General features: G+C 55.6%; 12 protein-coding genes and 1 pseudogene. 3 read left to right on the top strand and 10 right to left on the bottom strand.

Going from position 1 to position 17,033, the window contains the following annotated elements; translation table 11 throughout:
* Positions 1–192: 192 nt before the first annotated feature.
* The 3 genes and pseudogenes from KVT34_RS32570 to KVT34_RS02480 all read left to right on the top strand — a co-directional run.
* Positions 193–933 (top strand): annotated as a pseudogene (locus tag KVT34_RS32570) (GNAT family N-acetyltransferase); the annotation flags it as partial.
* 79 nt (positions 934–1,012) lie between these two features.
* Entirely contained in the window at positions 1,013–1,882 is an 870-nt protein-coding gene (locus tag KVT34_RS02485; protein ID WP_217556505.1) for an SDR family oxidoreductase, read from the top strand.
* Positions 1,883–2,098: 216 nt separating this feature from the next.
* Positions 2,099–2,320 carry a hypothetical protein gene (locus tag KVT34_RS02480; protein ID WP_009674360.1) on the top strand — a complete coding sequence of 74 codons (222 nt, stop codon included), beginning with the start codon at positions 2,099–2,101 and terminating at the stop codon, positions 2,318–2,320.
* A gap of 144 nt (positions 2,321–2,464) precedes the next feature.
* On the opposite strand, the gene KVT34_RS02475 is transcribed toward KVT34_RS02480, so the two are convergent.
* From KVT34_RS02475 to KVT34_RS02430, 10 genes are all read right to left on the bottom strand, one after another.
* Positions 2,465–2,800, bottom strand: a complete 336-nt coding sequence (locus tag KVT34_RS02475) for a hypothetical protein (protein ID WP_217556504.1) — start codon at positions 2,798–2,800, stop codon at positions 2,465–2,467.
* 149 nt (positions 2,801–2,949) lie between these two features.
* The gene (locus tag KVT34_RS02470; RefSeq protein WP_217556503.1) at positions 2,950–5,526 is read right to left on the bottom strand and encodes a transglycosylase domain-containing protein; all 2,577 of its coding nucleotides are present in this window, start codon (positions 5,524–5,526) and stop codon (positions 2,950–2,952) included.
* Between the two features lie 152 nt (positions 5,527–5,678).
* Complete coding sequence (hfq, locus tag KVT34_RS02465; protein WP_009674373.1) at positions 5,679–5,924, bottom strand: RNA chaperone Hfq; 246 nt, start codon at positions 5,922–5,924, stop codon at positions 5,679–5,681.
* Between the two features lie 56 nt (positions 5,925–5,980).
* A complete protein-coding gene (gene miaA, locus KVT34_RS02460; protein WP_217556502.1) occupies positions 5,981–6,955 on the bottom strand; it encodes a tRNA (adenosine(37)-N6)-dimethylallyltransferase MiaA in 975 nt (324 codons plus the stop codon).
* Positions 6,949–7,722, bottom strand: coding sequence for a class I SAM-dependent methyltransferase (locus KVT34_RS02455; protein ID WP_217556501.1), 774 nt, complete (start codon positions 7,720–7,722; stop codon positions 6,949–6,951). Before KVT34_RS02455 ends, miaA begins: the two co-directional genes overlap by 7 nt.
* A 203-nt stretch (positions 7,723–7,925) precedes the next feature.
* Positions 7,926–10,289 (bottom strand): DNA mismatch repair endonuclease MutL, encoded by a 2,364-nt coding sequence (gene mutL, locus KVT34_RS02450; protein WP_217556499.1) that lies wholly within the window; start codon positions 10,287–10,289, stop codon positions 7,926–7,928.
* A gap of 6 nt (positions 10,290–10,295) precedes the next feature.
* Positions 10,296–11,735, bottom strand: a complete 1,440-nt coding sequence (locus KVT34_RS02445) for a S41 family peptidase (protein ID WP_217556498.1) — start codon at positions 11,733–11,735, stop codon at positions 10,296–10,298.
* Between the two features lie 131 nt (positions 11,736–11,866).
* Positions 11,867–14,587: a DNA mismatch repair protein MutS gene (mutS, locus tag KVT34_RS02440; protein ID WP_217556497.1), complete on the bottom strand. Its 2,721-nt coding sequence runs from the start codon at positions 14,585–14,587 to the stop codon at positions 11,867–11,869.
* Between the two features lie 52 nt (positions 14,588–14,639).
* Entirely contained in the window at positions 14,640–16,142 is a 1,503-nt protein-coding gene (locus tag KVT34_RS02435) for a putative amidoligase domain-containing protein (protein WP_217556496.1), read from the bottom strand.
* A 101-nt stretch (positions 16,143–16,243) separates the two neighbouring features.
* Positions 16,244–16,807: an outer spore coat protein CotE gene (locus tag KVT34_RS02430; protein WP_217556495.1), complete on the bottom strand. Its 564-nt coding sequence runs from the start codon at positions 16,805–16,807 to the stop codon at positions 16,244–16,246.
* Positions 16,808–17,033 lie beyond the last annotated feature (226 nt).

Genomic DNA, 17,033 nt, shown 5'->3' with positions numbered 1-17,033 from the left:
TTTCTTTTATTTTAAATCATTTTTGTCGAAAAAGATATTTTCGTACCGGCAGCGGAGCTGATCATGAAAATGCTTGAATAAAAATGAAGAAGGCTGTATTTTTATACATATCTATGCATGTTTATAAGATGCCGGCTCGTTTAGTTGTTTCCCGTGTGTGGTAAAGACGAGTTAGGTCAAGGAGATGACCCGATGAACAAGAAGATGGATTGGCTTGCTTTGGAAAAATGGGCGGCGGACCAGTGGCCTCCCGAGGAAAGCGAAGTGCTTGGCCATTGGCGCCTGAGAGCGTCTGGCGGATTTACGAAGCGCGCAAACAGCGTGCTTGCCGTCGGAGATTTTCCGGCCGAGCCCGACTGGTATGAGCGGATATGCCGATTCTATCGTGACCGCGGCCTGCCAGCCGTGTTTCATATCAGTGATTCGTCGCCGCCGGAGCTGGATTTCATGCTGGAAGAGAGGGGCGGCATTGTAACGGCCCCCTGCTTCGGTATGATCGCTCCGGCAACGGAACTGAACGCGAGGCTGCGCCCGCATCAAGACCGTACCGACATCACCGCCGAGCTGTTTGCGTCCCCGGACCCGGCATGGATGGAAGATTACATGCTGCTGGAGGGTCATGCCGAGGAAGCACGCTCCTTCTACGAAGGTCTGCTGGAACGCATGCCCGCTCCGAAGGCATTCGTCCGCCTGCTGTCGCGCGATGGCGAGACCGTCGCACTGGGTACGGCCCTTGCCTCCGGCGGCCGGGCGATCTGGTCCAACATCATTGTCCGGGAAGACCGCCGGGGACACGGCTTCGCGAAAGCGCTGCTGGCTCATTTGGCTGCCTGGTCCGCCGACGACGGCGCACAGTCCGTTTTCCTGCAAGTGCTGCAGGACAATGCGGCCGCTCTTCATTTGTATGAAAGCGCAGGATTCAAGCCCGAATTCAGCTACCATTACAGGGTTATGCAGCAACATGATTTTTTTCCGTGCAAAAGGAAGCTAGAACAGAAAGGAGACGGTTTTCATGACGACGAACAAGGAGCAGAAGCAGACATTCCCGCCGCAGCACCAGAACAATCGACCCGGTATCGAGACGCAAATGACCCCTCAGCCGCAATTCGAGAACAGCAAATACAGGCCGGCCGGCAAGCTTAAAGACAAGGTCGCGCTCATTACCGGAGGTGACAGCGGAATCGGGCGTGCGGTTGCCGTGGCCTACGCACAGGAAGGGGCGGACGTGGCCATCGTTTACTTAAGCGAGCATTCGGATGCGGAGAAAACCAAGTCCCTTGTAGAGCGGGAGGGCCGCAAATGCCTTCTGATCCCGGGCGACCTCGGAGACGAATCGTTCTGTAAAAAAGTGATCGACCAGACTGTCGGCGAGTTCGGCAAACTCGATATTCTCGTCAACAACGCGGGGGAGCAGCATCCGCAGAACAGCCTTGAAGATATTACGGCGGAGCAGCTTGAAAAAACGTTCCGAACCAACATTTTCTCGATGTTCTTCCTTACGAAGGCAGCCCTCCCTCATTTAAAAAGAGGAAGTGCTGTTATCAACACGGCTTCCATCACCGCTTATAAAGGAAACCCGACGCTGATCGACTACTCGTCCACCAAAGGGGCCATCGTTTCCTTTACCCGCGCGCTCTCCCAATCCATTATCGAAAAAGGGATCCGCGTAAACGGCGTAGCTCCGGGACCGATCTGGACACCGCTTATTCCGTCCACCTTTACGGAGGACAAGGTAGCGGCTTTCGGTTCGGATACACCTATGAAAAGGGCCGGGCAGCCCGAGGAGCTCGCTCCGAGCTACGTCTTCCTCGCTTCGGACGACTCTTCCTACATGTCGGGGCAAATTCTTCACGTCAACGGAGGCACCGTCGTTAATGGTTGAGAAGATATCGCAGCGGTTAACGATAAAAAACTGACGCAGAGACATTCTCTCGTCAGTTTTTTGCTGTCCGGGTCCGGATATCTTGACAATTCTGTTAAAATCCAAAAAAAGACAGAAATATTTCTGCCGAATTGTCCGATATAGGTTGTCTTTTATTGGTAAATGGGGTATCTTACTAGAGTAGTAAAAATTTGATAGTGAAAGGAGGCGACAAACATGGAAAAAATGTGCATGCAAATGATGATGACCATGTGTATGGATGAAATGATGTGCAAAATGAACACCATGAAATCCATGATGGACAGCATGATGCAGATGAACATGATGTCCGAAATGAACATGGATATGGACATGATGATGGGCAAGATGCAAGAGTGCGACGAGAAAATGACAATGATGATGAAGATGATGAGCGAGATGAAACAAATGTCTATGTAATCCGGACTTCCTAACTGAATCGCCTATTCATCCCACAATGAGTAGGGTCATCATCCCGGCAGAGCGGACGACCGCATGTCTTTTTTTTTGCTTTCTAAGACTTCACGGCGTAAGAAACCGAATAAACTTCAAAACATCCCCATCTTACTTGACCGCTAATATTTTCTTCGATATTTCAATCCTCTGCGATTTAAGAACCCATACCTGCTCCCGGATCGTTTCAATCTGAGTGTTGTCCTTGCACTGCCTTAGCTGTTCGAACAGCTCCAGCATTTTTAAATTAATCGAATCATACATTTTCCAAAGATCTTGTCTCAACCTCGCCCGAATTTCCTGCTGAACGTAGTTGTCCCTGAACTTGAGCAATTCCATTATCGCTTGCTGCCACTCCGTATCTCCAAGGGAGCCGGCGTAATTATACAGATCGAGATGATCATCTACCCATTTACGGGACCATTCTTGTACAGAGGGGGTTCGCATGACCATCAGCTCCTTCAGCATCTTATACCTAGTATTATACTGGGATTAATAAGAAATACAAGAGGCGAATTGAAATAATTTACAGCTATTTTCAACTCATAAAAAAACACCCCTCACCTGTTAAGTAAGGGATGTTGAATGTACGGCTGCTAGCCGTTATTCGGCTGCAGGTCACCGTCTCTGGAACCTGTGGTTCCCGATCCTGCCGGTTCAGACGGCGTTGGGGTCGGTGTCGGAGAAACAGTACCTCCGGTACTGCCGCCGGTACTGCCTCCGTTTCCTGTGCCGCCGCCCGTATTGCCCGGTTTTTTGTCTTTATCCTTGTCTTTATCTTTGTCTTTATCTTTATCTTTACCTGAGTTGCCGTTTCCGTTGTTATGTCCATTTCCATTTCCGTTGTTATTTCCGTTTCCATTGCCATTGCCGTTGCCGTTCCCGTTATTGTTTCCGTTGCCGTTCTCCCCGTTGTTATTCTCATCCGGGTTGGAAGGCGGCGGAGTCGGCTCCGTTCCCGGAACGTTAACGGACGCAACGTTGGATTGGACCCCTGCGGCGTCTCCGTTGGCCGGAACGACATAGTACTCGTAAGTGCCGCCGGGCTGGACGGTTTGATCCATGTATTCCGTTGAGTTGGAAGGCGTAAGCTGGCTGAAGTCGGTTTCCCCCGGTCCTTTGCGGAAGACCTGGTAGGCGCTTGTTCCTTCGGCAGCCGTCCAGCTCAAGCGCACGCCGCTGTTTTGCCAGCCTGCTCTCAAGTCCGTCACGCTCTTCTTCTCTTGGACCGGAGGCTTCTCCTGCTCGATTTGTTTGCCTCCGCTCGGACGCTCGAAATCTTTTACAGGAATGCCCTTCATCGCTTCGGCCATGACGGCGCTAAAGACCATGTTGGCGCGGTCCGAATAATTTTTGCGGATATAGTGCTTCGAATCCGTCTTGTCGAAACCGGCCCAGACGGCCCCGGTCCACTGAGGCGTATAACCGACGAACCAGATATCGCGGTAGTGCGATTCCAGCCCCTTCAAATCGAGCTGGGTCGAACCTGTTTTACCGGCCAGAGGACGGCCGAAATCCGCTCTTACACCCGTTCCGCCGCTGGATACGACTTCTTTCATCATTTGGGTCATATACCAGGATGTTTTCTCGCTCATCACTTTCTTAGGCTCGGCTTTATAATCGATTGCGGTTCCGTCGCTTTTCTCAATTCTCAAGATCGCGTGACCCTGATTATAAACGCCGTTGTTCGCAAAGGCCGCATAAGCTTGCGCCATCTGCAGCGGAGACTCCCCTTTGGTCATACCGCCCAGGGCCATGGCCAGGTTATTGTCGTTTTCGTCGAACGTAATGCCGAGCTGCTTGGCGAAATCTTTACCGGTGTTGATGCCGATTTTGCTTAACGTCCAAACGGCCGGAATGTTTTTGGATTTCTTGATCGCATAGGTCATATCGACTTGACCCAGATACTGCCCGTCATAGTTTCTCGGTGCGTATTTGCCGAATTCCTGCTTGGTGTCGTCCAGCATGGATGTAGGCAGGTAGCCCTTCTTCTCGATCGCAGGCGCGTAAACAACCAGCGGTTTAAACGAGGAGCCCGGCTGCCGCGGCTTATACGCACGGTTCCACGTTCCCGATTTATAGTCCCGGCCGCCTGTCATCGCAACGATCCCGCCGCTGGCGTTATCGATAATGACCATCGAACTCTGCATCGGCTGCTCCGGTCCGTCCGGCTGGAACAGCTTCGCGTTCGTGTACGCCTTATCCATTGCCTTTTGGGCCGTGCTGTTCAGCGTCGTATAAATTTTATACCCGCCGTTCGAGATCTGCTCATCCGTAACCCCGTATAAATCGTAAGCTTCTTTAATGACGTAGTCACGGAAGCTCGGGAACAGGTTGCTTTGCGCAACCGGTGTCTGAGATTTAGGATCGTAATCGACGGCCGCCGCCTGGGCGCGTTCCTCTTCGGTGATCAGCCCCTGATCCGCCATAAGTTTGAGAACGACGGCTCTGCGATCTTTGGACGCCTCGGGATCCGAGATCGGCGAATACTTCGATGGTGCTTTCGGAAGACCGGCCAATGTAGCGATTTGCCACAGTTGAAGCTGGTTGAGGTCGGACACGCCGAAATACCTTATTGCCGCCGCTTTTACCCCGTAAGCCTGGCTGCCGAAGTAAATCCGGTTGAGGTATTTCTCTAGGATTTGTTCCTTGCTGTACTTGTTGTCGATAGCCAGTGCAATGGACATCTCGGTCCCTTTACGGAAGAACGTTTTATCCGAGTTCAGGAATACGTTCTTCGCGAGCTGCTGGGTAATCGTGCTGCCACCTTCGACTGCGCTGCGAGCAATAACGTCTTTGACGACCGCACGGCCGAGCGACCAGAAATCAACCCCCGCATGTTCGAAAAAGCGGCGGTCTTCCGTCGCCACGAAAGCATTCACAAGCTGCTTCGGAAACTCCTCGAATTTGACATTCTCGCGATTCTCCTTGATGACCTTGGCGATTTCCTGTTTGTCGGCATCATAAATAACCGATGCTCCCAGGGCATCGTCCAATTTGTCTATGTTCGCGGTAAGAATTTTAAGACCATTCAAATAAACGACTAAATAAATACTCATCGCGCATATGAGCGCGAGAAGGGCGGCAATAATCACACCCAATATAACCTTCGCCGCACTCCCCTTTTTTTTCGGTTTCTTGCCTTTCGAAGGCGTTTTACTGCTTGCTGCCATCAACGCTCCCTCTCTTTCTGTGCATGGCTCTCTCTGGGGCTGGCTGCCTTGCAAAAGTGTCATACTAGTAAAAGAACAACCCTATAAAATAAGGTTGTTCCGGACGGTTCTGTAATTTAGACGAAGCAGGTAAACAAAAAGTTGCCGATCGTTTATTCGGCAGCGGACTGCTCAGGCGCCGGCATCAAAGATACGGAACGCTGAGGCGTAAACGTGGAGATGGCGTGCTTGTACACCATTTGCTGTCTGCCGTCGCTGTCGATAATGATCGTAAAGTTGTCAAAAGCGCGGATCAACCCTCTGATTTGAAACCCGTTGGTTAAGTAAACGGTAACGGGAATGCTTTCTTTACGGAGCTGGTTCAGAAAATTGTCCTGAATATTGATCGATTGTTTCATCAGAAGGTCCCCCTTAACATAATCAAACTAAGCCAAGTCTAAAAGCAAGCGTTTGCTTATGCATTATATTCGTTATCGTGTACAAACTTTCCTGTTATTATAGCATGGAAATGTTCGAGATGCCCAGAAAAGTTTGCGGTATCCGTGACGTCTATCCACTGGATATCCTTCATGTGACGGAACCAGGAAAGCTGCCTTTTGGCAAAGTGTCTCGTGTCCCGTTTCAAGAGTTCGACCGCTCTTTCCAAGGAGATCTCCCCGTCCAGGTAAGAGACCATTTCCTTGTAGCCGAGACCCTGCATCGCAACCGATTGGCGGGGCACTCCGCTTTCGAGCAGTCTTTTCACTTCATCAACCAGCCCTTCGGCCATCATGATGTCGATTCTCTCTTCGATGCGCCCGTACAGCAGCTGACGGTCCATGGTCAGTCCGACTATACATAGTTCGTAAGGGGATTCTTTTTTCTGGGCGGCGTTATGGGCCGATAACGGTTTTCCCGTCAGATGATACACTTCCAACGCGCGAATGACGCGCCGCCGGTCGTTGGGATGCAGCTTAAGCGCAGAATCCGGGTCCACCTCGGCAAGCGTCCGGTGGAGAGCTTCGTCTCCATGCTCCTCCGCGAACCGATTCTTCTCGTGGCGGAATTCTTCGTCCGCCCCGGCTTCCAGAAACTGATACTCGTAGCAGACGGATTCCACGTAGAGTCCCGTCCCGCCGACGAGAAAAGGAAGCTTCCCCCGCTCTGTAATCTCAGGCACAAGCTGCCTGACGCGCTGCTGAAACTCGGCGACGGAGTAAGGGTAACCCGGATCGTGAATATCGATCATATGATGAGGGATTGCGGCCCTCTCTTCGGGCGTCGCTTTCGCGGTCCCGATATCCATCCCTCTGTAGACCTGCATGGAATCCCCGGAAAGGATCTCGCAGTTCCACCGCTCCGCTATTTCAAGGCTCAGCTTTGTTTTGCCGACCGCAGTGGGGCCGATCAGAACAAGCAGCTTCGGTTTGGCGCCTGGGCTGTTCAGCATCGGATCACCCCGTACGCCAGCTTGCTGCCCGTAGGGACGGTCTCCCGGAAACCGAGCCGCTCGAATTCTCCACTTTGCCGGCCTTCCTTGAGGATGACGCAGCGCCGGGCGACACGACGGGCTTCTTCCACGGCGACCGCTTCCAGAGGGCGGTCGTCCGCCGCACTGCGCAGAGGCGACAAGCCTGAAGACTCCTGGATCGGCGCCCGGAACATCGGATCGAAATACACGATGTCGCAGCTGTTGTCTTCCATGGCGCGCAGCCCGTCAAGATGATCTCCCTGTCGGATGGCAACGCGCTTCATGGCGGCGTCGAATTCGGCTTCTCCCGTTTGGTAGGAGCCAAGGCCCTGCTCGAGCAAATAGGCCAGCACCCGGCCATGCTCCCAAGCCGTTACTGAACCTTCCTCCCCTACTGCGAAGGAAAAAAGGATCGAATCGGAAGCGAGTCCGGCCGTGCAGTCTACAACGGCATCGCCGCGGCCTGCTCCCGACAACTCAAGAAGCGGATCGGAAGAACCCTGCCGAAGCCGTTTATAGCGGACCAGTGCCATGCTCGGATGGAAAAAGAGCGCGTGAGGACCGCCGAAGTCATATTTTAAGCCTTCCTTCGTAATCAGAAGGATTTCGTTTTCTCCGAAACGCGAACGCAATCCGGAAAGCGTCAGCCGTTTTCGCGGTACAAAGCGGCCGCCCAGCGTCCGGGCTGCGGCGATCGCTTTGTCCACGTCTTCGGAGGCTGGGTCGTACGATGTGGTTACAAGCACAACATTCCCTCATTATCCGTTAGCGAGTTTTAAGTCCGATGACAGGACGGTCGCCCGTTCCGCCAAAGGACATGTACACCATATCACAAAGTCTTTCCGCACGTCAAAACGCGTGTTCGTATCCCTTCGAATCGGGCACAGGCCGGAAAAGCACGCCGTATCTGGGCATTTGCCGCTTCAACCAAGCGGACGGATGCCAACTTTTACATGACGCGTTTGAACATTTTCTCCAGCTCGTAGGTCGAAAACGAAATGACGATCGGTCTGCCGTGAGGACACGTGTAAGGATTGCCGCATCCGCCCAAGCGGTCAAGCAGGGCCTCCATTTCCGCGGTACTCAGACTCTGGTTGGCTTTGATAGAAGCTTTGCAGGAACATAGAGTGGATGATTTTTCCCGCAGCTTGGACAGGTCCACTCCTTTGCGCTCCGTTAAAATCCATTCGCACATTTCCTCTACGATCGCCTGCTCGTCTCCTGCCGGAAACCAGTGCGGATAGGCTCTCACCAGGTACGTATTACCCCCGAAAGCTTCCAGATAAACGCCTACCTGCTCCAAAAGCGGCAGCTTGTCCCGAAGGGCTTGAAAATCCGCCGAAGTAAACTCCAGCGGGATCGGAACAAGGAGTTCCTGGCTGGCTTCCTGCGGTTCTCCGAACTTGGTGTAGTAGTATTCGTAATTGATCCGCTCGTGGGCGGCATGCTGGTCGATCATATAAAAGCCCGCTTCGTTCTGGGCGAGCAAATACGTGCCGTGCAGCTGGCCGATCGGCGAAAGCGACGGAAAATCCGGCCGCTTGAGCGCTTCCTTGTCGCTGCGCGTCGGCAGCGCGGCAAGCAGGCTCCCCGCCGCTTCGCGGGAGTAGGGCCGGTCGTCCGGCGCCGGTGCGCGGCCGGTACGGCCCACAGCACTGGCGGCCGCCCCGCCGCGCGGCTGGCCACCGTATGCCGCGGAGCCGTACGGAGCGCCGTAGGGCTCCGACGCGGCCGGCCGGGATTGCGGCTCGCGCAGGCGGGAAGCCGCCGCTTCCTGCGCGGCAGGCGCGGGCACGCCGTCCGGGACTTCCGCGCCCGAGGCGGAGCCTATGCGCCGGTCGCCCGCCGCGGCCCGCCCGGACGAGCCTGCGGCTCCGCTGCCGGCGCCCTGCGCTCCCGCGCCGCCCGGCGGCCTGTGTGCCGCTTCGGCCCCGGCCTGCTCGCCGGTTGGTCCGCCGGCGGCAGGGAGCTGCTGCTCCCGCCTGCCGGCACCGTCCGGTGCGAGGGCCTCTGCCGCGGAGCCTGCCGATCCGTCTCCGCTTTCGCCGGCGGCATCCGGCGGAGCAAGCGAGTCGAGCGAAGCCAGGCTGCGCCGGCGCTCGTCCGCCTCTTGGGCGATGTCATCCCCTTCCCCGGCCCTTTCGCGGTTGTCCGCGGAAGCTGGGGCTTGTCCGTCCTCAGGGACGGACAGCTGTTCTCTCCACTGTGCCGGGGTAATTCCCTGCTTCAGCAAGGGATCCGCTTCCGGACGGTACAGCGTCATCGTCTCTTGAACGAACGATTCCTTGATCCGGGCGGAAGCCTGAACGCCTTTCGGAATCAGGACCTGACGCCCCAAAGCTTCCTTGATCATGTCCTCGATCATTTTTACCAGCTCCGGCTCTTTGCTGAAACGGACTTCAAGCTTGGACGGATGCACGTTCACATCCACAAGAGAAGGGTCCATCTCAATATGCAAAACGACCACCGGAAAACGGTTGATCGGAAGAAGCGTATGAAATCCGCTCATAATGGCATGCTGAACGGCAAAGCTCCGCACGTACCGGCCGTTTACCATGATGGACATGGCGCTGCGGTTCGCGCGGTTCAGCTCGGGACGGGAGATGTAGCCGGAAATTTTGTAATCCAGGCTCTCTCCCCCGACCGCGATCATCTGCTTGCCGACAGCCGACCCGTACACGCCCGCGATAACTTGAAGCAGGTCGCCTCCGCCGAGAGTTTGGAGCAGACTATTGCCGTTATGTTTCAATGTAAAAGCGATTTCCGGATGTGCCAGCGCGAGCCGGTACATATAGTCGGAAATATGACCCAGCTCCGTCTGGATGGTTTTCATATATTTCAGCCGGGCAGGAGTGTTGTAAAACAGCTCTTTGACCGAAATATCCGTCCCTTTGCGGGCGGACGTTTCTTCCTGCGTAACGACGTCCCCGCCTTCCACGGCAAGCTTGCGTCCGAGACCGCTCCCGTCCGTCGACGTCACGAATTCCGTCTTGGAAACGGCCGCGATACTCGGGAGCGCCTCGCCGCGAAATCCCAAGGTACGGATGGAAAAAAGATCTTTCCCCGACTGAATTTTGCTCGTCGCATGGCGGTAGAAAGCCAATTCGCAATCCTCGCTCTCGATTCCCGAACCGTTATCGGTTACGCGGATGAGCTGCAATCCGCCTTCTTCCGCCACGACATCGATGCGGCTGCTTCCGGCGTCAATGGAGTTCTCCACCAGTTCCTTTACGACCGATGCCGGACGCTCTACAACTTCGCCAGCTGCGATTTGGTTGGCGATATGCTCGTCAAGAAGCCGAATTTTGCCCATCTTAACCTACTCCTTCTCCGTCTCCAGCTGCAAAAGATTATCGGCATCTTCCCAGTGCAGCTGCGGATAGATATCGTCGAATTTATCCAGATTGATGTAGCTCGTCCCGTTCTTGAGCAGAAGGGTGTCGGGCGACATCGGGAATGTGTGGATTCCTTTACCGGTACTTATGTTAACCGCCTGTTCGGCCTGATTCCACTTGATATCGGCGCCGATCAGGGCTGCCAGCGTACGGGAAGCGACAAAGACGTTTCCTCCTTCACGGATCGGTCTATACGGCTCCGTCACTTCCATCTGATTGACGGTTACGTCATGCTTGGTTACCCGCACCTCGAAGGAATTCGTTCCCGCTTTGCGCAGGGCCGTAATGAGCTGGGCCGTATAACCGTCCGCTTCGATGTCGGGTGCAATGCCGATTCCGTTGACTGGCTTCATTTTGGGCGTCAAATATTCTTCGAAGGTCACCTTCACGGCGCTTTCGTCGCTGAGACTGTGCAAGCTCTGCATGCTTCCCTTGCCGTAGCTCTTCATGCCGATCACTTTGGCAACTCCATAGTCTCTCAAGGCCCCGGCAAGCATTTCGGAAGCGCTGGCGCTATTTTCATTCAGCAGCATAAAGACCGGAATGTTCTGAGTCGATCCGCCTTTGATTTGCAGAGGCGTATCTTCGTTGTTACGGTTTTTCGTATGGGCGAAGACGCCTTCCTTGATGAAATTGGAGGCGATATTTTGCGCCGATTCCACGAGACCGCCCGGGTTATCGCGCAAATCGATGACCAGCGATTTCATGCCCATTTTTTGCAGAGCCGAAAACGTCGCATCGAAAATTTCATCGGCATCGCTTGAGAAGCTGTCGATTTTAATGTAACCGGTGCTTGGCGTGATGAGGTAGCCTTCCACGTTCGGCAAATGAATTTTCGCCCGGGTTAATGTCAAGTTCAGCTCTTTGCCGTCCCGCTTGACTGTCAGTTCGATTTTGGTTCCTTCGGGACCGAGAACTCCGCTTACCACTTCGCTCAGGTTCTTCCCTTGCGTGGAAACGCCGGCGACTTTCAGAATGTAATCGCCTTTTTTTAGTCCGCCCTTTTCCGCAGGGGATCCTTCGAAAATTTTGTCCGCATACACGCCGGTCTCGTCATAGCCCATCTGGGCGCCGATTCCGTAATAATTATTTTCCAGGCTGTCCGTAAATTTTTCCAGCTGTTCTTTAGTGAAATATGTTGTGTACGGGTCCTTGGCGTTAATTTTTTTCAGCATGTCGGCAATGCTCAGACCTTTAAGCTCATCGGTCGTAATCCCGCTTACATGGTATTGGCCGAGTACTTGTCTTACTTCATCCGTTGTGCGCGCGCTCTCCTGAGCCCATGCCGAAGCAGGGATTACCGCACCGAACACGACTGCGGCGGCTGCGGCCGCTTTTAATTTACGAATACCGGGAAAACCCATTCATAATCACCCTTTTATTAAGATACGATGCGTAGGAAAACGGAGGGCGGACCCTAGGTATCGTTTAATCCCGGCTTCGTGCGTCATTCTTCTTTGGAACCATTTAATTAGAAAAAAGCGGTTTTCCGCTGTCAGGCCTGTAATTTTTTCTTCAGCTCGTAAATGACATTAATCGCTTGCAGCGGTGTTATGTTCAGCAGATCCAGCGCTTTAAGCTCGTCGATGACCGCTTGCGTCTGCGCGTCCGGCTTGGCGGAAGGCGCCTGTGCCTGCGGCTTCGCCTCCTCAAAAAAACTCAACTGCTCCACGGCGGAGCGCTGGGGCACCGCTCCATCCGGCACACCGTAAGGAGCGGTCGCCTCCCCGGCCCCTGTCGCATTCGCGGACGTACGGGGCGCAGGTTCCTCCGTCAGAACGGCCCCGCCGGATGACCCGGCTCCCGGTTCCGGCCCGTCGGCTGCCGCACGTGCTTCGAAAGTCTGCAGAAGCTCGTACGAGCGGGATATAATGGCGTCCGGCAGGCCCGCGATCTGGGCACAGTAGATGCCGTAGCTCGTACTGGCCGCGCCCCGGATCAGCTTGCGCAGGAACGTAACCTGCTGGCCGCTTTCTTTGACGGCCATACAGTAGTTCCTCAGCTGCGGAAGACTTTCCTCCAAGTGAGCCAGCTCGTGAAAATGGGTGGAGACGAGCGTTTTGCACCCGATCTCGTGATGGAGGAACTCGATGACCGCCTGGGCGATCGCCATGCCCTCCCCTGTCGAGGTTCCCCGGCCCAGCTCGTCGATAATGACGAGGCTGCGCTCGGTGGCCTTCTCCGTCATGACCTGGATGTCCATCATCTCCACCATGAACGTGCTCTGGCCGCCGATCAAGTCGTCGGCTGCGCCGATCCGAGTAAAAATGCGGTCGATGATCGGAATCCTGGCGCTGCTTGCCGGTACGAAGCAGCCGATCTGCGCCATCAGGCAGATTACGGCAACCTGCCGCATATACGTGCTCTTACCCGCCATGTTCGGGCCGGTAATCAGCAGCATGCTTCCGTCGCCGGCGGTAAGCTTCGTCTCGTTCTCGATGAACGCCCCGCTTTCAAGCACCGCCTCGACGACCGGATGTCTGCCTTCTTCGATATGCAGGTCGTAACCGTCGCCGATCTCCGGCCGGACAAACCGGTTGGACGCGCTCACCGCTGCCAGCGACTGGTACACGTCCAGCTCCGCTATCGCCTCGGCCAGCTTCTGGAGGCGTCCGATCTGGGCGGAAATCCGTTCGCGAAGCTGAACGAACAGCTCGTACTCCAGATCGGTGCGTTTGTCCTCCGCTTCGAGAATAAGCGCTTCTTTCTCCTTCAATTCCGGAGTGACGAAGCGTTCCGCGTTCGCAAGTGTCTGCTTGCGCTCGTAGCGCCCTTCGGGAAGGGAGCCGACGTTGGCTTTGGTTACCTCGATGTAGTAACCGAACACTTTGTTGTAGCCGACTTTAAGCGACTTGATACCGGTCGCCTCGCGCTCGCTTCTTTCCAGCTCGGCGATCCACTTCTTCCCGTTGGTGCTCGCTTCGCGGAGCTGATCCAGGTAGTCGTGGTAGCCTTCGCGGATCATGCCTCCGTCGCGTACGGACACAGGCGGATCATCTTCGATGGCTCCCAGAATCATCTCCGAGATGTCGGAGCAGGGATCCATTTCGTCGACAAGACGTTCGAGTACCCGGGCGCCCGCGCCGGCGCACACGTCTTTCAGCCGGGGCACCTGCTCCAGCGATACACGGAGCGCAATCATGTCCCGGGCGTTGGCGCTTCCGTAGGCCATCCGGGCGACGAGCCGCTCCAGATCATACACTTCTTTCAAAACGGTGCGCAAATCGTCGCGCAGTATAAACTGTTTGTACAGCGTTTCCACCGCGTCGTGCCGGCTGCGGATCGCATCGGCCTGCATCAGCGGCTTCTCGATCCAGCGGCGCAGCATGCGGGCGCCCATGGCGGTAACCGTTTCGTCCAGCAGCCACAGGAGCGACCCTTTACGGCTGCGTTCCCGGACTGTTTCCACCAGCTCAAGATTGCGCCGGGTGAAAGGGTCCATCGTCATAAACTGCTGGGGCGAGTAGGCGCGAATTTCTTTGATATGAGTCAAGCTCTGTTTCTGCGTTTCATGCAAATAGGCAAGGAGAAGCGAAACGACGCGTCTTGCGGAGGCGTCCAGCTTCCCGGCCGCCTCTCCTCCGAACTGCGGAGCGAGCTTGTCGTCCGCCGCCCGCTCCCACGCCGTAAACACCGTGGACTTCGCCGTAAGCGGAATCTGGTCCCGGACCCGGTCAAGAAGCAGTCCGTCCCCGATAATCTCTGCCGGAGCGTACGCGTTCAGCTCGTCGATCAGCATTTGGAACGAGTCCGACAGGGACGTTGCATACAATTCTCCGGTGGACACGTCGCAGGCGCTGAAGCCGTACCGGCCGCCGACCTGTGCGACGGCCGCTATGTAATTGTTGTTCGCGTCCCCGAGCGTCTTGCCGTCCATCACGGTGCCCGGCGTCACGATCCGGACGATTTCCCGGCGGACGACGCCTTTGGCTGCGGAAGGGTCTTCGACCTGCTCGCAGATGGCGGCCTTGTAGCCTTTCTCGATGAGACGGGAAATATAATTGTCCGCGGAATGATAGGGAACCCCGCACATGGGGATCCGTTCTTCCGTACCGCCGCCGCGCCCCGTCAAGGTTATCTCCAGCTCGCGGGAAGCGTTGATGGCGTCTTCGAAAAACAATTCATAGAAATCTCCCAAACGGAAAAACAAAAAAGCATCCGGCACCTGAGCCTTGATTGCCAGATACTGTTGGATCATGGGTGTGTATTGAGTCATTCTAAACCTCCGACGAAACGTTCAGCGGATAAGGCTGTCTATGATTCTTCTATTATAGCATGTTTTCCTGCACGGTATCCTGTTTCCGTCCGTAGGGGCCGATTTTCCAGCTCCGCCGGAAATCGGCGAGTTCCTGCCAGCCTTCCATGCGCCGCGACTGTTCCCGGAGCGGACGCAGATACCTTGCGAATTCCCCGTACATAGGCTGTTTCTCAAGATCGGCCCATAAGCTTTCCGCGGCATCCGCCAAGGCCGGCTTATTGCCGGCATAATAATTTTCCTGGGCCTCCATCTCGTCCAGCGGCCTCTGATCGAGCTCGAAATAACGGTCCGCGATGATCCGCGCAAGCGCGAACACGCCGAGGGCGATTTCGGGCGAAACCAGCCAGCTCGGAAGCGTCCGGTACTCAAATCCGCCGTGCCGCTGACGGCGGTAATCCCCCAGCAGCCCGTAGCGCGGGCGGCGCTGCGCTGTCGTCTCCCCCTCGATCATCATAAGAGGGAGAGCCAGGTAGTTATCCAGCGCGCGCAGCAAGTGCGAATTCAGCCAGCAGCGGCTGAAATGAACGTGCCCGCCAAGCGGAAAGCCCGGCAGCGGCATGCCGCCGGCGATCCAGGCAAGGCTGTCGTCGCCAATCTTGCGCGCGGCCGTACGCATCGTCCGGCGCAGGTTGGCGGCCAGCTGCGCCGGCTCGCTGCTCGGCTGCGGCCGCAGCTCGGCCAGCGGCAGAATGACGCGGTGGCCGCTGAGCACGATCGCGTCGCAGCCGACCTGGCCTTCCCGCTCCAGATACTTGGAGGCGGACACGACTTTGCCGCGCGGATTAACCAGCAGAAACTCGGGATCGCTCCCGAGTACTGCGGGCTCCGTCCGCGCCAGCTCCTGCGAGAGCTGATCGGCATAGCGTCCGATCGCTTGCGCGAAGAGCGCCGCCAGAGGCTCATCCGGCGGCGGTGACGGATCTACGCGCAGCACGAGCGTCCTGCCGGAAGGCTCGATGGCGATATGCACGAGGCCGTAGTCGAGGCCAAGGGCGTACACCGCCTTGACCGACTCGCGGACGGCGCGCTGGGTGTGAAACGTCTGCTGGTCCAGGCTGACTTCTTGGAAACCGGACGGCTTTTTTCCGGCCGTGCCGGGAAGCAGCAGCAAGTTGTTTTTCTGCCGGTAAACGGCGAGGGCCTCCATATGGAAAACCGGTATGCGGTATTCGTAGGAATACGGCCCGCCCGGACGGCTGCCGCGAGCACGGCGATCTTCCGCCTCTCCCGCGGAGTTCGGGACCGTCCGGATGCCGTGTACGGCAAGCTGCATCCTTGCGTCCTCTTCCCGGAGCGCCAGGGAGACCGCTTCCGGAGGCTGCAGCAGAGCGCGCCGGGGCAGTGCGGTCAATACCCGCTCCTGCTCCGCCGACAGTTTGCCCCAGGCCGCGATTCTCACAGGCGTCTTGTCCGGAAGCTTTTCCCCGTGCGGAATGTTCAGGAGATCCAGTTCCCGGCTCATGACAGAAGCCGTCCGCTTATCCCGCCCGGAGTACTGCACGAAGAGCTGCATAGTCGTCCTCCTCCCGGCTGCCCATTTTTACCCGGAGAAACAAAAAAGAGGGCAAATGCCCTCTGCCCCAGCTTCTTTCGCGGCATATGATGAAGTAACCTTTAACTTAAATCATCTTCCAGCAGATCGGGGTTCAAATCTTCGAAATCTCCATCATCGCCGATGAGATCGAAGTCTACATGCTTCTCCTCGTAATCTCCGCCGCTCGGATCCACGATCACGTGCACCTTCGTTTCCGCCGTCAGCTCCACATGGAATTCGCGCTCTACGCGGATCAGCACGTTCCCGCCTCCGGAGATGCTCGCTTCCACACAGTTCGGTTCCTGCGTTGCGACCGCAGAAACTTCCGCTGTGGCAGACTTGTGCCGCTTGTCGAGGTACGACAAGCCGACTACCTCCGCATAAGATACCGTTTCTTTCGCGACATCGGTTTTCGTATTCCGATCATACGAATACCAGATGTTGATATCGTAAGTACCGACGACCTCGACTCCCTCTCCAGACTTGACGGCTTCGTACTGATTGTTGATAATCCAGGCGCCTAAGATACTGGTTGGAGCATGAGGCGGAGTCACGGTATGACTTACGTGCGAAAATTTGCGTCCTTTGCCGCAGACAGCTTTCACGATGATCTCTCTGCTTTGCAAATTTCTATCTATTGACATCCTTTCAACCTCCTCCATGCAATCATTCATTACAAGTGTATGCAGGACATAGGCGATTGTTGATTGAACGGACGCAATCAAATCAAGATAATTTGTAAATTCCGCATTAAATCAAGCTTCGTCTTCTTATACTAGTTAAATGGAAATAAACCGATCCCGATGAAATCAGGCCCCATAACGGTCACTCTTCAATAGCCGGCTGCGGTTGAACGCAGCCGGTTATCTT

The organism is Paenibacillus sp. GbtcB18 (assembly GCF_019091125.1).
Lineage (GTDB): Bacteria > Bacillota > Bacilli > Paenibacillales > NBRC-103111 > Paenibacillus_F > Paenibacillus_F chitinolyticus.
Note: the sequence above shows the minus strand (reverse complement) of the source record. Positions and strands in the feature narration are given on the sequence as shown.

Coding starts and splice junctions, on each gene's coding strand:
- KVT34_RS02485 (WP_217556505.1), top strand. CDS start 1,013: ATGACGACGAACAAGGAGCAGAAGCAGACATTCCCGCCGCAGCACCAG.
- KVT34_RS02480 (WP_009674360.1), top strand. CDS start 2,099: ATGGAAAAAATGTGCATGCAAATGATGATGACCATGTGTATGGATGAA.
- KVT34_RS02475 (WP_217556504.1), bottom strand. CDS start 2,800: ATGCGAACCCCCTCTGTACAAGAATGGTCCCGTAAATGGGTAGATGAT.
- KVT34_RS02470 (WP_217556503.1), bottom strand. CDS start 5,526: ATGGCAGCAAGCAGTAAAACGCCTTCGAAAGGCAAGAAACCGAAAAAA.
- hfq (WP_009674373.1), bottom strand. CDS start 5,924: ATGAAACAATCGATCAATATTCAGGACAATTTTCTGAACCAGCTCCGT.
- miaA (WP_217556502.1), bottom strand. CDS start 6,955: ATGCTGAACAGCCCAGGCGCCAAACCGAAGCTGCTTGTTCTGATCGGC.
- mutL (WP_217556499.1), bottom strand. CDS start 10,289: ATGGGCAAAATTCGGCTTCTTGACGAGCATATCGCCAACCAAATCGCA.
- KVT34_RS02445 (WP_217556498.1), bottom strand. CDS start 11,735: ATGGGTTTTCCCGGTATTCGTAAATTAAAAGCGGCCGCAGCCGCCGCA.
- mutS (WP_217556497.1), bottom strand. CDS start 14,587: ATGACTCAATACACACCCATGATCCAACAGTATCTGGCAATCAAGGCT.
- KVT34_RS02435 (WP_217556496.1), bottom strand. CDS start 16,142: ATGCAGCTCTTCGTGCAGTACTCCGGGCGGGATAAGCGGACGGCTTCT.
- KVT34_RS02430 (WP_217556495.1), bottom strand. CDS start 16,807: ATGTCAATAGATAGAAATTTGCAAAGCAGAGAGATCATCGTGAAAGCT.